The organism is Actinoplanes sp. NPDC051346, assembly GCF_040682215.1.
Classification (GTDB): Bacteria; Actinomycetota; Actinomycetes; order Mycobacteriales; family Micromonosporaceae; genus Actinoplanes.
Window position 1 is genome coordinate 60,824 of record NZ_JBFBAJ010000004.1, and the last position, 14,616, is coordinate 75,439.

Below are 14,616 nucleotides of genomic sequence, written 5' to 3' on the forward strand. Positions count from 1 at the left end.
CTGTCGGGCCACGTCCCTGTCGGGCCACGTCCCTGTCGGGCCACGTCCCTGTCGGGCCACGTCCCTGTCGGGCCACGTCCCTGTCGGGCCACGTCCCTGTCGGGCCACGTCCTTCTCGGCCGTGACGGCCCAATCACCTGATAACGGCCTCAACCCAAACCTGGTCTAACCGCAACCAAAGTCGCACTGCGCCCGTCGGTGTCGAGGGCGCCAAAACAGACAAGGCGTCCTTTGCCGTGGTCTGTTTTGGTGTCCTCGACACCGACCTGCCTTTGGGCGCAGTGCCGCCGTAGCGAAGCGGAGGCCAGCAGCTCAGCAGCCGCATGCAACCACCGCAACCCACGGGGGGCTTGGGCCACGGGGGGCTTGGGCCACGGGGGGCTTGGGCCACGGGGGGCTTGGGCCACGGGGGGCTTGGGCCACGGGGGGCTTGGGCCACGGGGGGCTTGGGCCACGGGGGCCTTGACCCACGGGGGCCTGACCCCACGGGGGGCTTGACCCACGGGGGCCTGACCCCACGGGGGGCTTGACCCCACGGGGGGATTGACCCCACGGGGGGCTTGACCCGCATGGGCTCCTATAAGAAGAGACCCGGCTGGGAAGATGTTCCGACCTTGCGGCGGAGCATCACCTGCCGGGTTCCGTCTCGGAAGAGCTGGACTCGTGCCAGCTCCCATCCGGAGAATTCCGCTGTGATGGCCAGTTGCGCCGTGGCGGCTAGGCGATCGACGTTCGACGGCAACCGGAGCGGCGCGTACTCGTAGTCCATGGTCCTAATATGCTTCAGCGCCGGGTGTGCCACCAGTCCCCGGGCCGGTCAGTCCCTCGCGTTCTGGGTAGCCGATCGGTACGGCGGAGACGTCGTCGAGGGCCGCGGCGATTTCGGCGGGCAGGGTGAGTTGTTCGCTGAGCAGCGCGCCTTGGAGTTGGCCGGCGGTGCGGGCGCCGAGGATGGGTGCGGCTACGCCGGGTCGGTCGCGGATCCAGGCGAGGGCTACTTCGAGGGGTTCGACGCCGAGTCCGGAGGCGGCGGTCACTACGGCTTCGACGATGCTGGAGCTGCGGGGTTCGAGGTAGGTCCGTACGAATGGTGCCAGGTGTTCGGTGGCGGCGCGGGAGTCGAGGGGCCGGCCGTTGCGGTATTTGCCGGTGAGGACGCCGCGGCCGAGGGGTGACCAGGGGAGTACGCCGATGCCGAGGGCTGCCGCGGCGGGTAGGACTTCGCGTTCGATGCCGCGTTCGAGGAGTGAGTATTCGACCTGGGTCGCCACGATGGGGGTGCGGCCGGGGAATGCCCGTTGCCAGGTGGCGACTTGGGCGGTCTGCCATCCGGCGAGGTTTGATACGCCGACGTAGCGGACCCGGCCGGTGTGTACCGCGTGGTCGAGTGCGGCGAGGGTTTCCTCGAGCGGGGTGTGCGGGTCGTAGCCGTGTAGTTGCCACAGGTCCACATAGTCGGTGCCGAGGCGGCGTAGCGACGCGTCGAGGGTGCGGAGCAGGTGTCCGCGGGAGCTGTCGCGGCGGCGGTGGGGCGTGTGGCCGAGTCCGGCCTTGGTGGCGATCAGCACCTGGTCGCGGGGCACGAGGGCGCCGAGCAGTGAGCCGATCACCGTTTCGGCGTCGCCGTCGCCGTACACATCGGCGGTGTCGATCAGGGTGCCGCCCGCGTCCAGGTAGAGCTTGAGTTGGGCGGCGGCGTCGTCGGGGTCGGTGTCGCGTCCCCAGGTCATGGTGCCGAGGGCGAGCCGGGAGACCGCCAGCCCGCTTCGGCCGAGCGGTCGTTGTTGCATGCATGAACCTTATTCAGGCTGGACCGTCGGCGAAACGTCTGTGGCAGGTCAGCGGGCTCGGTTTGCGTCGGGTAAGCGACCAAGTCTGGCGAAGATCACTGAGTGTGTTCGCCTAGGCTGGCTACCGCGGAGTATCGGTGCTCCGGCAGCAGGAACGGGAGGATCCGTGCGGCTCGGACTGAACCTCGGCTACCAGACCTCGTGGACCACACCCGCCGATCATCTGGCGATGGCTCAGGAGGCCGACCGGCTCGGCTATTCGGTGGTGTGGACGGCGGAGGCTTACGGCTCGGATTCGCCCAGCATGCTGGCGTGGATCGCCGGGCAGACCGAGCGGATCGAGCTCGGTGCCGCGGTCATGCAGATTCCGGCTCGTACGCCGGCGATGACCGCGATGACCGCCGCGACGATCGACTCGCTTTCCGGCGGCCGGTTCCGGCTCGGCCTGGGCGTTTCCGGCCCGCAGGTTTCCGAGGGCTGGCATGGCGTGCGGTTCGCCAAGCCGTTGGCTCGCACCCGCGAGTACGTCGATATCGTCAAGCTCGCCATCGCGCGTAAGCCCGTCGCCTATGACGGCGAGCACTACCAACTCCCGCTGCCCGACGGTGCCGGGAAGGCGTTGCGGCTGGGTTTTCATCCGCCTCGTAAGGCCGTACCCATCTATCTCGCGGCCGTGGGTCCCAGGAACCTGGAGTTGGCCGGCGAGATCTCCGACGGCTGGCTGGCGATTTTCTTCGCTCCTGACGCCGCGGAGGAGAGCCTGCAGCACATCCGGCGCGGGCGCGAGAAGGTCGGTGCGGGGCTCGAGGGCTTCGACGTCTGCGCCAGCGTGCCCGTCATGATCGGCGACGATGTGGCCTCGTGTGCCGATGTGATCCGCTTCTATGCGGCGCTCTATGTCGGTGGCATGGGCAGCCGTGAGCAGAATTTCTACAACAAGCTGGCCGTGCGGATGGGCTACGCGGATGAGGCCAGGACGGTTCAGGATCTCTATCTGGCCGGCAATCACCGTGAGGCGGCCGAGGCCGTGCCGCAGGAGTTCATCGAGCGTACGTCTCTGATCGGCCCGAAAGAGCGGATCACAGAGCGCATTCGTGAGTACGCCGCGGCGGGCGTGACCACGCTCTCGGTCAGCCCGTTCGTGCCCGATCGGGAGAGCGCTATCGAGAATCTGCGGGTGCTCGCCGAGGCTTTCGAGGCGTCCGGCGTGGCCGGGTAGCCGTGGCCACCGTCCTGCTTCTGCGCCATGGGCGTACCACCGCGAACGCGGCGGGCGGGCTCGCCGGCCGGCTGCCGGTCGAGCTCGACGACGCCGGCCGTGAGCAGGCCGTACGGGTCGGGGAGCGGCTGCGCAAGCTGCCGCTCGCCGCGGTGGTGACCAGTCCGCTGATCCGCTGCCGGCAGACCCTGGAGCTGGCTCTGCCCGACGCGGTTGCCGAGGTCGACGACGGGTTCATCGAGTGCGGGTACGGCGACTGGGAGGGCCGGCCGCTGACGGAGCTGGCCAAGGAGCCGCTCTGGCCGGTGGTGCAGCAGCACCCGAGCGCCGTCGTGTTTCCCCGGGGCGAGGCGATGGCGGCCATGTCGGCGCGCGCGGTGGCGGCGGTCCGGCGCTGGGACGCCCGGGTGACCGCCGAGCACGGCCCTGACGCGCTTTGGCTCGCCTGTAGTCACGGTGATGTGATCAAGGCGATCGTGGCCGATGCGATGGGGCTGCATCTGGACGAGTTCCAGCGCATCGTGGCGGATCCGGCGTCGCTGAGCGTGATCCGCTACACGGCTACCCGACCGTTCCTGGTGCGGCTCAACGACACCGCGGACCTGGCCGGGCTGGTGCCTCCCCAGCGCGCGGACGGCCAGCCGGTGGATCCGGCGGCGCAGTCCGACGCCGCTGTGGGCGGGGGTGCCGGCGGGGGAGTCTGAGCACCCGGCGTGATCGACGGGGCGCCGTCGTCCGGGGTTAGGCACCCAGCGTGATCGGCCTGTCACCGCCGGAGATGCTCGCGTTGCGCCCTCGGCGAACCGGCCCGGTGCGCTGCGCGCTCGCGCGCGCGGACGGATAGGGTCGTTGTCATGACCCACCAGGTGCATGCCTTCGAGCCGCCGGAGCGGTTCGTCGCCGGGACGGTGGGCGAGCCGGGCGACCGGACATTCTTCCTTCAGGCCCGTGGCGGCGGTCGGGTGGTCAGCGTGGCCCTGGAGAAGGTCCAGGTGACGCTGCTCGCCGAGAAACTCGAAGAGCTGCTGACCGAGGCCAGCCGGCGCTTCGGCGTGGAGCTGCCCGAGACGTCGCCGCTGTCGGCCAACGACAACGAGCCCCTCGACACCCCGGTCGACGAGGAATTCCGCGTCGGCACCCTCGGCCTCGCCTTCGACGTCGACACCACCACCGTCGTCATCGAGGCGATCGAGGCCGGCGAGGGCGACGCGGAGGCCGAGCTCAGCGGTGACGAGGACGACGAGGCACCGCTCGACGACGACGATGACGACGACGAGCCCGACGACGACCTCGACCGCCTGCGCGTGCGCCTCACCCCCGAGGCGACCCGGGCGTTCATCGACCGCGCCCGGCGTGTCGTCGCCGCCGGCCGGCCGCCGTGCCCGCTCTGCGGCCAGCCGCTCGACCCGGCGGGCCATCTCTGCCCCCGGCACAACGGCTATCACCGGTGACGACGGAGTCCACATCCGTGCTCGCCGTCCAGGACGCCCTCGAGCTGCTTACCCGAGGAACCATGGAGGTGGAGGGCCGGCTGGTCGACGCCTCCAACACGACGCTGCGGGCCGAGATCACCCTCGACGGTCTCACCCGCCGCTGTGTCTACAAGCCGGTGCAGGGCGAGCGTCCGCTGTGGGATTTTCCGGACGGCACCCTCGCCGGCCGTGAGGTGGCGGCGTTCCTGGTCTCCCAGGCCACCGGCTGGGGACTCGTGCCGCCCACGATCCTGCGCGACGGGCCGCTCGGCACCGGCGCCTGCCAGCTCTGGATCGACGAGCCGGCGGACGCGGAGGCGCTGATCGGCTTCGTCCCGGCGTATGACGTGCCGCAGGGCTGGTTCCCGGTCGCCGCGGCCCGCGACGAGGACGGCGACGCGTACGCGCTGGCCCACGCCGACGACCCCCGCCTGTCCCGCCTGGCCCTGCTCGACGCGGTGATCAACAACGCTGACCGTAAAGGCGGTCACGTCCTCTACGCCGCCGACGGCGGCGTCCACGGCGTCGACCACGGAGTGTCCTTCCACGTGGAGAACAAACTGCGCACGGTGCTGTGGGGCTGGACCGGCCAGCCGGTCCCGCCGGAGTCCCTCGAGGTGCTGCGACGACTGGGCGATGAGCTCGACGCGGAGCTGGGGGAGCGGCTCGAGGAGCATTTGACGGTCTCCGAGGTGCAGCACACGCGGTTGCGGGTTCGCAGGCTGGTGCGGTCGGGACGGTTTCCGACGCCGCCGCAGGAGTGGCCGGCCGTGCCGTGGCCGCCGATCTGAGCGCTCCCTCGCCCGTTTGAGGCGCTGAGTCTTTACTCACGCCTGTGCGGAAGTGTCGGGGGCGCTCGATAGGCTTTTGACCATGGACGCTTGGACCGGGCACGACGTGCCGACCCTGCCGGGAGAAGCCGCTCCGCCGGCCCTGTTCGACTCGGCCCGCCAGGAGATCGCCCCCACCACACCGGGCGACACGGCCACGATGTATGTCTGCGGCATCACGCCCTATGACGCCACGCACCTGGGTCACGCCGCCACGATGATCACATTCGACCTGATCCAGCGCGGTTGGCGCGACGCCGGCCTCGACGTGCGCTACGTGCAGAACGTCACCGACATCGACGATCCGCTGCTCGAGCGCGCCACCCGCGACGGCGAAGACTGGATCGTGCTGGCGATGCGCGAGACCGCCCTGTTCCGCGAGGACATGGAGGCGCTGCGGATCATCCCGCCCGCCCACTACGTCGGCGCGGTGGAGTCCATCCCGGCGATCGCCGAGCACGTGCGGGAGCTGGTCGCCGGCGGTGCGGCGTACACGCTCGACGACGGCACCGGCGACGTCTACTTCGCCGTCGAGGCGGCGCCGTCCTTCGGCTACGAGTCCCACCTGTCGCGCGACGAGATGCTCAAGCTGTCCGCCGAGCGCGGCGGCGACCCGGAACGCCCCGGCAAGCGCGACCCCCTCGACCCGCTGCTGTGGCGCGGCGCCCGCGACGGCGAGCCGGCCTGGGACGGCGGCGATCTCGGTCCGGGCCGGCCCGGCTGGCACATCGAATGCGCCACCATCGCCCTCGGTCTGCTCGGCACCACCATCGACGTCCAGGGCGGCGGCAACGACCTGCTCTACCCCCACCACGAATGCTCCGCGGCCCACGCCGAGCGCCTCACCGGCGCGGCCCCGTTCGCCGCGCATTACGTCCACGCGGGCATGATCGGCCTCCACGGCGAGAAGATGTCCAAGTCCAAGGGCAACCTCGTCTTCGTGTCCCGCCTCCGCGGCGACGGCGTCGACCCCATGGCGGTGCGCCTCGGCCTCATGGCCGACCACTACCGCACCAACCGCCAGTGGACCGACGACGTCCTCAAGCTCGGCCAGTTCCGCCTGTCCCGCTGGCGCATGGCGGCGGCCGCGTCGTCCGGCCCGTCGGGCGACGGCCTGCTCGCATCGGTCCGCGAAGCCCTCCACAACGACCTCGACACCCCGGCGGCGCTGGCATTGGTCGACGCGTGGGCCGAGGCGGCCCTGTCGGGCACCGGCGACGACCCGGGTGCGCCGGCACTCATGGCGAAGACGGTCGACGCGTTGCTTGGGGTTCGTCTGTAGCCGCGCTTTCGCGGTTGCGTGGCCGGGTGGGGCCTGGGTCGGGCCTTCGCGGTTGGGCGATGAGTCGGGCTTTCGCGGCGGTGCGGCGGGCCCGCGTGGTCGTGCGGTGCGAGTCCGGCCTGTGCGGTCGTGCGGCGGGCTTGCGTGGCCGTGCGGCGGGCTTTCGCGCTCGCGCGGGTGCCGCGGTGCTCTACGCGAGGCTGAGGCCGGGATCCGGGTCCGGGTCCGGGACGGGCGCCGGGATTCGGTACTCCTCGGTAAGCGTCGTCATCGGGCCGGGCCAGGTTGCCTGCGCCACCTCGATCGGCTTGCGTGTCTCGTCGAAGGCCACGTGCACCAGGTGCAGCACCGGAGTGTCGGGCCGGATCTGCAGGATCTCCGCCTCCTCCCGGCTCGGCTGGCGCGCGCTGATCGTGTCCGTCGCCGAGGCGTACCGGCGGCCGATCGCCTCCTCGGCCTCCTGGTAGAGCGGGCGCCCGAAGGCCTCCGCGCGTTCCAGGGAGGTGCCGGTCGCGTCGGTCACCCGGAACCAGGAGGCGCCGACCTCGACGGTCGCGTCCTCGGCCCGGACGACGTGGCGCCGTACCAGCATCTCGGTGCCGTCCCGGACGCCGAAGGCGTCGGCGACCTCCGGCGGGGCGGCCTCGCGGCCGACGCGGGTGAGCTGCTGGCGGTACCGGGCGGCGAGGTCGGCGTGGTAGCCGCGATGTGCGCCGTAGCGGCCGCGGGAGAGCCGGTTGAGGCGGCGCCGGGTGCCGCGGACGTACGTGCCGGAGCCGGGTTTGGTGATCAGCACGCCCTCGACCCGCAGCTGGTCGACCGTCCGTTGCACCGTCTGTTTGGCGACGCCGAACATCTCGGCCATGGCGGGGATCGACGGCAGCCGCTCGCCGGGCTGCCAGTCGCCGCGCCGGATGCGCTCTTTCAGCTGGGCGGCGATCTGCCGATGCGGAAACTCGGCGGCGCCGGGATTGATCGTCATGCTCCGACCTCCAGACCCTAGGTTCCTAGGATGCGCTACGCGGTGTGCGCGGGCCGGCATCGACACGCCGGACGCTGCGACACGGTTCGCGCGTTCCCGCGGGGACAACCCAGCCTGGTTCGCGGGAGACAGCCCGGTCCGCGCGAGACAACCTGGACGGAACACGAGACGGCCTGGACGGAACACGAGACGGCCTGGACGGAACACGAGACGGCCTGGACGGAACACCTGCCGCCACCAGGGCATCGGTCAACTGGGCACCTGCCGGGCGTTGCCACTCCGGGCGACCACTAGGCTGTCTCGCCATGGAGGCTCTGCGGTTGATCCTGCGCTATGCGCACCTCGTCGGCTTCGCCCTGCTGCTCGGTGGTGCGATCGTCCAGTTTGTCTCGGGCAAGCTGCGGATCAACCCGGCCATGCTGTGGGGTGCGGTCATTCAGGTGCTGACCGGCCTTGCCCTGTCCGCCCCGCTGCGCGGTGGCGGCGACGCGGAGCCCAGCCCGGCCAAGCTCGCGGTGAAGCTGGTCATCGCGATCCTGATTTTCGTGATGGTGTTCGTCCCGTGGCGGCGTAAGCGCGAGGATGTCGCGCGGGGTCATTTCATCGGGATCGTCGCCATGACCTTGATCAACGCCGCGGTCGCCACGTTCTGGCGCTGACGGCCTGGACCGCTGTGGCCCCGCGAGAGCAGGGGCCACAGCGGACACGGTCTACCAGGATCCGGCGGTCGGTCCGGCGGATCCGCCCCGCCGCCGTAGGTACTTCTCGAACTCGCTGGCGATCTCGTCGCCGGTCAGCGGCTTGATTCCCTCGTCGCCGACGCGTTCCTCCAGCTCGCGGACGTATTCGCCGAGCTCGGCGTCCTGTTCCGCGGCGGCACGTACGCGCTTTTCCCACTCGTCGGCCTCTTCGGCGAGGTCCGCGAGTGGCACCGGCAGGTCGAGGACGTCCTCGAGGCGGCTGAGCAGGGACAGCGTGGCCTTCGGGCAGGGCGGGTTGTTCGCGTAGTGGGGGACGTGCACCCAGAAGGACAGGGCGTCGAGCTGTGCGCGCCCGGCGGCCTCCTGGAGCACGCCGACGATGCCCGTGGGGCCGTCGTAGCGGGTCGGCACGACTTTGTATTTTTCCGCGACCGCCTTCTCCGACGCGGTGCCGCTGATCGGCAGGGGCCGTGTGTACGGCACGTCCGCCAGCAGCGCTCCCAGCAGCACGATCCGGTCGACCTCCAGGCTGTGGCAGACCTCGAGGATCTGCTCGCAGAAGGTGCGCCATTTCATGCTGGGTTCGATGCCCCGGATGAGCACGACGTCACGTTCGGTGCCGGGCGGGCTGGCCACGCTGAACCGGGTGGTCGGCCATTCGATCTTGCGGGTCTCGCCCTCCGCCATGGTGATGGTCGGCCTGCTGACCTGGAAGTCGTAGAACTCCTCCGGGTCGATGGTGGTGATCTCGCGGGCCTGCCATACCTGCTCGAGGTGCTCCACCGCGGCCGTCGACGCGTCGGCGGCGTCGTTCCACCCTTCGAAGGCGGCGATCGCCACGGGGGAGCGAAGCAGGGGGAGGCCGTCGAACTCTGTCACGATGCCAACCTTTCGTACCTCAGTACCCAGAGCCTACGTGGCGTCACCGAATCCCACTCGGCGGCCGCGCCGTGCCGGCGCCCGGGGCCCGGGGCGCGGGGGCCCGGGGCGCGGGGGCGCGGGGGCCCGGGGCGCGGGGGCCCGGGGCGCGGGGGCCCGGGGCGCGGGGGTCGCGGAAGCGGATCAGAACGCGGGGTCGCGTGAGGAGCGCCGGAACGGCTCCGCGAGCGCGGAACTGGCGGGGGACCGCCTCACCGGACGGCGTGTGGTGCCAGGACGGCGGCGCAGCGCAGGTTGCGGTAGTGGCCGCGGTAGTCCAGGCCGTAGCCCACGATGAGGCCGGGGTCGACGTCGAAGCCCACGTACGTCTCGACGTCGAACGCGGGGCTGTGCGGCCGCCGCAGCAGTGCGCAGACCGCGAGGGACGCGGGTCGGCGCTGGTTCAGGCTGGCGATCAGCCACGACATCGTCAGGCCCGTGTCGATCACCGTCTCCGCGATGATGACGTCGCGGCCCTCGATGTCCAGATCAAGATCTTTGAGCAGGCGTACGGAGCCGGAGCTGCGCTTGCTCGTCGTGTACGAGCGCATCGCCATCCAGCCGATCTCGATGCGGCTCTCGCACGCCCGGGCCAGGTCGACGGTGAAGGTCGCCGCACCGCCCAGCACGCCGACGAGGACGATGTCGCGTCCGGCGTAGTCCTTGTCGATCGTGCGGGCGAGTTCGCCGACGCGCAGGAGGATCTGGTCCTCGCTCAGCAGCACCGATTCCAGGTCGCCCGCCACGTGCTCGGCGTCCACTCGATCTCCCTGCAGAAGGCAGCCGGCCGGTCCTGCGGGCATCCTGACACGCGCCCAACCCCTGGGCCAACAGGCGTGTCGCCCGGACGGCTGACGTACCGGTGCGTCGACACGCCGTAGCAGGCCGCGATATCGCGTCCCGGAGATCGGTGACCTTTGTCACGGGCCTCGAATGTGCGGCGTCCAGCGTCGGCGGGCACCGCCGGCTCAAAGGCCTGTTCCCGGCCTGTTCGCCACGGGCGCGGCGAGCGGCGGAACCGCAGTTCCGCGTGGGTGCGCGGCTCACTTTTGCCCGCGCGTTCACCACCGCCGGACCATAAGGCGGACCTTTACATCGTTTGTCTAGGTTCTCGGCCTGGCCTTTATGCTGCGAAACGCTCTCCGGTAAGGTCCGCGCGTCTCAGTATTCAGGTATTCATCACCACGGTGGAGTTGTGGCATGGCACAGCGGTTCCCGCTCAGCGAGATCCGGACCCGCACGTACAAGGATCGCGACGCCTGGTGGACCGTCTGGCTCGTCGATCCCCTCGCGTCGCGGCTGGTCTGGCTCGTGGCCCCGGTGCGGTGGATCACGCCGAACCTGCTGACCATGGGTGCCTTCCTGCTCGGCATCGTGTGCGCGGCGTGCTTCCTCGTCGGTGACTACCCGTGGCTGGTGGCCGGAGCGGTGGTCTTCCACCTGAGCTTCGTGCTGGACTGCATGGACGGCAAGATCGCTCGGCTCAAGGGCACCGGCTCGGTCTTCGGCTCGTGGCTCGACTACGTCTTCGACCGCCTGCGCGTGGTCGTCTGCGCGGTCGCCCTCATGGCCGGGCAGTACGCGCAGACCAACAACATCTACTACCTGGTGATGGCCGGCGTGGTCATCTTCCTGGACGGCTTCCGCTACCTCAACGCCCTGCAGATGGGCAAGGTCAAGAGCCTGATGCGTCGCCGCCTGGAGGCGGCTCAGGGCGAGGGCGCGGCCGAGCCGATGTTCGTCGAGGAGGCCGACGTCGAGCACCCGGTGGGTGCGGTGACCACGGCGACGACGGCCACCGACGGTACGGGTGCGGAGCGGCCCGTGGTCGACGTGTACGGCGACTTCCGGACCAAGTTCAGCGCCTTCGTGCGCCTGCGCAACATGCTGGTCCGCCAGCGGATCCGCGCGCACCTGTTCAGTGGCATCGAGTTCCAGATGTTCGTCTTCATCATCGGCCCGCTGACCGGCCAGATCATCCCGGTCACCATCGCGAGCGCGGTGCTGCTGACGGCGTTCGAGCTGCTGCTGATCTACAAGCTGTGGACGGCGACCCGCAGCTACACCCGGCAGATGGCCGCGATGGGCGTGACCTCGGAGGCCCAGGCGGACGCGGTCGCCGCCGCGGCCGGCGTCGAGCCGCTCGAGCAGGTGGACGACATGGAGCAGTTCGGCACCGACACCGTCACCCTGCGCACGATGCCCACCCGCCACTGACCCCACGCCCGCGGCGGCTACCGCTGCTTCGCGTCATCACCGGCCGCCCGCGTCCACCGCGGGCGGCCGTGTCGTATGTCCGCTCCGGCCGCCGACCGGCCACTGCCCGCCGCCGCGGCCTCGTCGTGACCGGCCGCCGCACCGCGGGCGGCCGGGGCGTGGCAAGCTGTCCGGCCATGGACGCACTCGTGATCCCGGGCGGGCTGGGCCTGTGCCTGGCCGCCGTGGTCGCCCTCGTGGTCCTCGGCGTGGTCGCCGGTCGCCGGCGCGAGCGGGAGCGCCGCGAGGCGCTGCACCGCTGGGCGTCCGCCCGGGGCTGGACGCTTCAGGACCGTCCGGCGGTCGACTGGAGCTCGCGCCTGCCGGGCCGCAACCGCCGGGGCGTGACCCTGGCGCTGACCGGGCCGCTGTGGGGTCGGCGTGCCAGCGTCGCCGACTACTCCTACACCGAGACGACCACGACCAGCACCTCGGACGGCCAGGGTGGCACGACACATGGCACGCGTTCGACCACCCACCACTTCACGGTCCTCGTCGTGCACCTCGACCGGCCGTCGCCCTATCTGGGGGTCCAGCCTCGCGGCACGCTGGCCAAGTGGGGCAGGGCGCTGTTCGGCGCCGGTTCGACGCTGGGCAACGAGCAGTTCGACAAGAACTTCCGGGTGGTCGGCGAGCCCGGCTCCTCCCCGTACCCGTTGAGCCCGGCCCTGCTCGCCGCCCACGTGGACGGCGCCGCGCCGGCCTGGACGTTGGACGGCACCGACCTGATGACCTGCACGCCGGGCCGGCTCAAGGATCCGGAGTCGATCCCATACCTGTTGGGTTCGCTCTACCGGGTGGCGGATCTGCTGACCGGGCGTGCGCCGGTCGCCGGGCCGCAATAATCCTGGGTGTGCGCGATCATCCACTGGAGGTCGGTGAGGACGCCACCACCTTCTTCCAGCCCCGGGCCATGGTCTTCGTGACGATGCTGTGGGTGATCGCCCTGGGCTGGCTCGCCTGCGGTGTCCTGATCCTGCTGGTGGCTTTCGTCCTCGGGGTGCGACCGTCCGTCGGCGACCTCGTGCTGGCGCTGGAGTCCCTGCTCATCGGACCGCCGGTCGTCGCGGGCGTGATCCTGCTGGTCGCGTGGCGCCGGCTCGGCTGGCTCAAGAGCTCGGTGCGGGGACTGGAATTCGGCGCAACCGGCCGGCGCGGCGTGCACATGCCCTGGCGCGTGGTGGCGTCCGTGGGTCTGCGCCGTTGGGGGCCGTTCACCGAGCTTGTGATCACTCCGACGTCCCTGAACGAGGTCACCGAGCTGCCCGGGCGGGGCCGGCGTCCCCGGATGCTGCGCCGCGACGCGGGCCCGGCGTTTCTCGTCGACGTGGGGTTGATGTCTCCTGGGCGGGAGACGCTGCTGGCCGAGCTGCACCGCCGGATCCCCAGCCGCGTGTGAGGCCCTTGGATCCGCCTGCCGGCCAGGTTAAGGTCTCCGTTCCAGCAGCCTGTGCGCCGAGCCTCTGCGGGAGGCCACGGCCTGGATGGAGCATTACCGCCGGTTCTGGGACGACTCCGCCACGCCGGGAGCGCCGAAGGTGACCGGCACGCCGGGCGAATAGAGCACGCTGGCCGGCGGGCCGGCCAGCGCCGGCAGGCCCGCCGCCTGGATCAGATCATCGCGGACCTCCAGCGGCTCGGCCCGGAACAGCGGCCAGCGCGGATGCTCGTTCGGCAGATGCACCGTACGGCCCCAGGCCCGCGTGTGCAGCCCCCAGCGGGCGGTCAGGAAGTGCTCCAGCGGCGACGGTTCGTCAAGGGGCGCGCCGACGCGAATGGAGAACGCCGTGGCGGCACCCCGCGGGCCGGGCCAGCGGCGCCCGCTGGCGTACCGGAGAACCCCGTCCTGCTTCTCCAACGACATCCTCGACCATTTGTACGGCAGCCGCAGCAGCGCCTGCGCCGTCACCACCGGAAGCAGCCGTTCGGCGTCCAGCGACAGGAACACCACCGCCCGCCGCCCCCGGGCGTCGACGCTGTAGAGGCGCACATTGGTTTCGAGGAACGTGCCCAGATAAGGGATTCCGGGACCGCGCAGCAGCCCCAGCCCGACCATGCGGAAACCGATGAGGCCCACGTACGTGACGCCGTCGAGGGTGTCCGGCACGGTCCCGGGCGGCAGGAACGGCGCGACGGTCGCGGGTGGCACCGCCCAGTGCAGGAACGCCAGATCCTCCCAGCGCTGCACCAGCCAGGGCCGGCGCACCGGCCGCGAGGTCTCGGGTGTGACGTCCTCTATCCGCACCCGTTCATCATGGCCGGGTCTGCCAAGCGCCCTGGGGCCTCCGTATCGTGGAGATGCTCCCGGTCGCTCGCCCCCCTCGGAGGACCCCGCATGCCGGTGCCGCGCAACCGCCTTGTCATTCCGGCCCTGTGCGTGGCCGCGCTCGTCGCCCTCGGATGCGTCGCGGCCCCGCAGACCCCGTCCGGTCAGCCGCAGCGTCCGGCACGGACGCCGATCACGGCGGCCTCGGACCGCCCGGACATCGACGGTACGGACACCGTCGAGGAGTTCCGGGCCGACGTCGAGGCCGCCCGGGCCCTCGCCGAGGAGTACTGGACGAAGGAGTTCGACTCCTCCGGCCTGACCTTCCAGCCGGTCGCCGAGCTGATTCCGTACGCCGAAGAGGGCGAGGTGGCCTGCGGCGGCCAGGCACTCGGGCTGAACAACGCGGCCTACTGCTCGGCGGGGGACTTCATCGCCTATGACATCGACTGGGCGTTCACGGCGTTCCGGCGCGTCGGCGACGCGTTCATCTTCTATCTGCTCGGCCACGAGTACGCCCATGCCATCCAGCGGCGGCTGCGCATCCAGCAGCAGTTCACGATCGAGCAGGAGTTGCAGGCCGACTGCATGGCGGGGGCGTACATCGGCGATCTGGAGAAGGCCGGCCGGCTGCGGCTGGACGACGGTGACCTGGAGGAGCTCGCCGCCGGCCTCGACGCGGTGGGCGACGAGCCGGGACAGCCGTGGTTCGCCGAGGGCGCGCACGGCACGCCCAAGCAGCGCACCCGCGCGTTCAGCAACGGCTACAACCGCTCGCTGGAACCCTGCAACCTGTCCTAGCTGGGCTGTCACCGCGGTCACACCCTTTCGCGCCGCGCCACCGCCGTGTTGGTCGGCGGGCGACAATGGCGGCGACCGATCGACGGCCGCGGCGCGGGA

At 71.0% G+C, this 14,616-nt stretch carries 16 protein-coding genes; 10 read left to right on the top strand and 6 right to left on the bottom strand.

All coding sequences use genetic code 11. The features are described from left to right. Positions 1-577: 577 nt before the first annotated feature. The gene (locus AB0M36_RS11590) at positions 578-769 is read right to left on the bottom strand and encodes a DUF5703 family protein (RefSeq protein WP_364155518.1); all 192 of its coding nucleotides are present in this window, start codon (positions 767-769) and stop codon (positions 578-580) included. Positions 770-773: 4 nt separating this feature from the next. Then, positions 774-1,790, bottom strand: a complete 1,017-nt coding sequence (locus AB0M36_RS11595) for an aldo/keto reductase (RefSeq protein WP_364155520.1) — start codon at positions 1,788-1,790, stop codon at positions 774-776. Between the two features lie 166 nt (positions 1,791-1,956). Between AB0M36_RS11595 and AB0M36_RS11600 the strand changes: the two genes are divergently transcribed. From AB0M36_RS11600 to mshC, 5 genes are all read left to right on the top strand, one after another. Then, positions 1,957-3,009 carry an LLM class F420-dependent oxidoreductase gene (locus AB0M36_RS11600; RefSeq protein ID WP_364155522.1) on the top strand — a complete coding sequence of 351 codons (1,053 nt, stop codon included), beginning with the start codon at positions 1,957-1,959 and terminating at the stop codon, positions 3,007-3,009. 2 nt (positions 3,010-3,011) lie between these two features. Continuing rightward, positions 3,012-3,713, top strand: a complete 702-nt coding sequence (locus tag AB0M36_RS11605) for an MSMEG_4193 family putative phosphomutase (protein ID WP_364155523.1) — start codon at positions 3,012-3,014, stop codon at positions 3,711-3,713. A 150-nt stretch (positions 3,714-3,863) separates the two neighbouring features. Then, on the top strand, positions 3,864-4,460 hold the full coding sequence (locus AB0M36_RS11610; RefSeq protein ID WP_364155525.1) for a DUF3090 domain-containing protein: 597 nt from the start codon (positions 3,864-3,866) through the stop codon (positions 4,458-4,460). A 17-nt stretch (positions 4,461-4,477) separates the two neighbouring features. Further along, complete coding sequence (locus AB0M36_RS11615; protein ID WP_364155527.1) at positions 4,478-5,272, top strand: SCO1664 family protein; 795 nt, start codon at positions 4,478-4,480, stop codon at positions 5,270-5,272. A gap of 82 nt (positions 5,273-5,354) precedes the next feature. After that, positions 5,355-6,593: a cysteine--1-D-myo-inosityl 2-amino-2-deoxy-alpha-D-glucopyranoside ligase gene (mshC, locus tag AB0M36_RS11620; RefSeq protein ID WP_364155528.1), complete on the top strand. Its 1,239-nt coding sequence runs from the start codon at positions 5,355-5,357 to the stop codon at positions 6,591-6,593. 190 nt (positions 6,594-6,783) lie between these two features. On the opposite strand, the gene AB0M36_RS11625 is transcribed toward mshC, so the two are convergent. Then, the gene (locus tag AB0M36_RS11625) at positions 6,784-7,575 is read right to left on the bottom strand and encodes a GntR family transcriptional regulator (RefSeq protein WP_364155530.1); all 792 of its coding nucleotides are present in this window, start codon (positions 7,573-7,575) and stop codon (positions 6,784-6,786) included. A gap of 305 nt (positions 7,576-7,880) precedes the next feature. On the opposite strand from AB0M36_RS11625, the gene AB0M36_RS11630 reads away from it, so the two are divergent. Beyond that, the gene (locus AB0M36_RS11630) at positions 7,881-8,234 is read left to right on the top strand and encodes a hypothetical protein (RefSeq protein WP_364155532.1); all 354 of its coding nucleotides are present in this window, start codon (positions 7,881-7,883) and stop codon (positions 8,232-8,234) included. 51 nt (positions 8,235-8,285) lie between these two features. Here the strand turns inward: AB0M36_RS11630 and AB0M36_RS11635 are convergent, their stop codons facing one another. Together AB0M36_RS11635 and hpt are read right to left on the bottom strand one after the other, a co-directional pair. Beyond that, positions 8,286-9,155, bottom strand: a complete 870-nt coding sequence (locus AB0M36_RS11635) for a PAC2 family protein (protein WP_364155534.1) — start codon at positions 9,153-9,155, stop codon at positions 8,286-8,288. Between the two features lie 251 nt (positions 9,156-9,406). Next, positions 9,407-9,955 carry a hypoxanthine phosphoribosyltransferase gene (gene hpt / locus AB0M36_RS11640; RefSeq protein WP_364155536.1) on the bottom strand — a complete coding sequence of 183 codons (549 nt, stop codon included), beginning with the start codon at positions 9,953-9,955 and terminating at the stop codon, positions 9,407-9,409. A gap of 439 nt (positions 9,956-10,394) precedes the next feature. On the opposite strand from hpt, the gene AB0M36_RS11645 reads away from it, so the two are divergent. The 3 genes from AB0M36_RS11645 (at position 10,395) to AB0M36_RS11655 (ending at position 12,849) form a co-directional block, all read left to right on the top strand. Next, positions 10,395-11,411, top strand: coding sequence for a CDP-alcohol phosphatidyltransferase family protein (locus AB0M36_RS11645; RefSeq protein ID WP_364155538.1), 1,017 nt, complete (start codon positions 10,395-10,397; stop codon positions 11,409-11,411). A 176-nt stretch (positions 11,412-11,587) separates the two neighbouring features. Further along, positions 11,588-12,295: a hypothetical protein gene (locus tag AB0M36_RS11650; RefSeq protein ID WP_364155540.1), complete on the top strand. Its 708-nt coding sequence runs from the start codon at positions 11,588-11,590 to the stop codon at positions 12,293-12,295. Between the two features lie 8 nt (positions 12,296-12,303). Continuing rightward, positions 12,304-12,849, top strand: a complete 546-nt coding sequence (locus AB0M36_RS11655; RefSeq protein ID WP_364155542.1) for a hypothetical protein — start codon at positions 12,304-12,306, stop codon at positions 12,847-12,849. Between the two features lie 93 nt (positions 12,850-12,942). Here AB0M36_RS11655 and AB0M36_RS11660 read toward each other — a convergent pair whose 3' ends face one another. Further along, complete coding sequence (locus AB0M36_RS11660) at positions 12,943-13,695, bottom strand: DUF2071 domain-containing protein (RefSeq protein WP_364155543.1); 753 nt, start codon at positions 13,693-13,695, stop codon at positions 12,943-12,945. 90 nt (positions 13,696-13,785) lie between these two features. Here AB0M36_RS11660 and AB0M36_RS11665 point away from each other — a divergent pair, with 90 nt between their 5' ends. Beyond that, the gene (locus AB0M36_RS11665; RefSeq protein WP_364155545.1) at positions 13,786-14,517 is read left to right on the top strand and encodes a neutral zinc metallopeptidase; all 732 of its coding nucleotides are present in this window, start codon (positions 13,786-13,788) and stop codon (positions 14,515-14,517) included. Positions 14,518-14,616 lie beyond the last annotated feature (99 nt).

Excerpts from the sequence above, each read along its gene's own strand:
- AB0M36_RS11590 (WP_364155518.1), bottom strand. The coding sequence starts at position 769 with ATGGACTACGAGTACGCGCCGCTCCGGTTGCCGTCGAACGTCGATCGC.
- AB0M36_RS11595 (WP_364155520.1), bottom strand. The coding sequence starts at position 1,790 with ATGCAACAACGACCGCTCGGCCGAAGCGGGCTGGCGGTCTCCCGGCTC.
- AB0M36_RS11610 (WP_364155525.1), top strand. The coding sequence starts at position 3,864 with ATGACCCACCAGGTGCATGCCTTCGAGCCGCCGGAGCGGTTCGTCGCC.
- mshC (WP_364155528.1), top strand. The coding sequence starts at position 5,355 with ATGGACGCTTGGACCGGGCACGACGTGCCGACCCTGCCGGGAGAAGCC.
- AB0M36_RS11625 (WP_364155530.1), bottom strand. The coding sequence starts at position 7,575 with ATGACGATCAATCCCGGCGCCGCCGAGTTTCCGCATCGGCAGATCGCC.
- AB0M36_RS11630 (WP_364155532.1), top strand. The coding sequence starts at position 7,881 with ATGGAGGCTCTGCGGTTGATCCTGCGCTATGCGCACCTCGTCGGCTTC.
- AB0M36_RS11645 (WP_364155538.1), top strand. The coding sequence starts at position 10,395 with ATGGCACAGCGGTTCCCGCTCAGCGAGATCCGGACCCGCACGTACAAG.
- AB0M36_RS11650 (WP_364155540.1), top strand. The coding sequence starts at position 11,588 with ATGGACGCACTCGTGATCCCGGGCGGGCTGGGCCTGTGCCTGGCCGCC.
- AB0M36_RS11665 (WP_364155545.1), top strand. The coding sequence starts at position 13,786 with ATGCCGGTGCCGCGCAACCGCCTTGTCATTCCGGCCCTGTGCGTGGCC.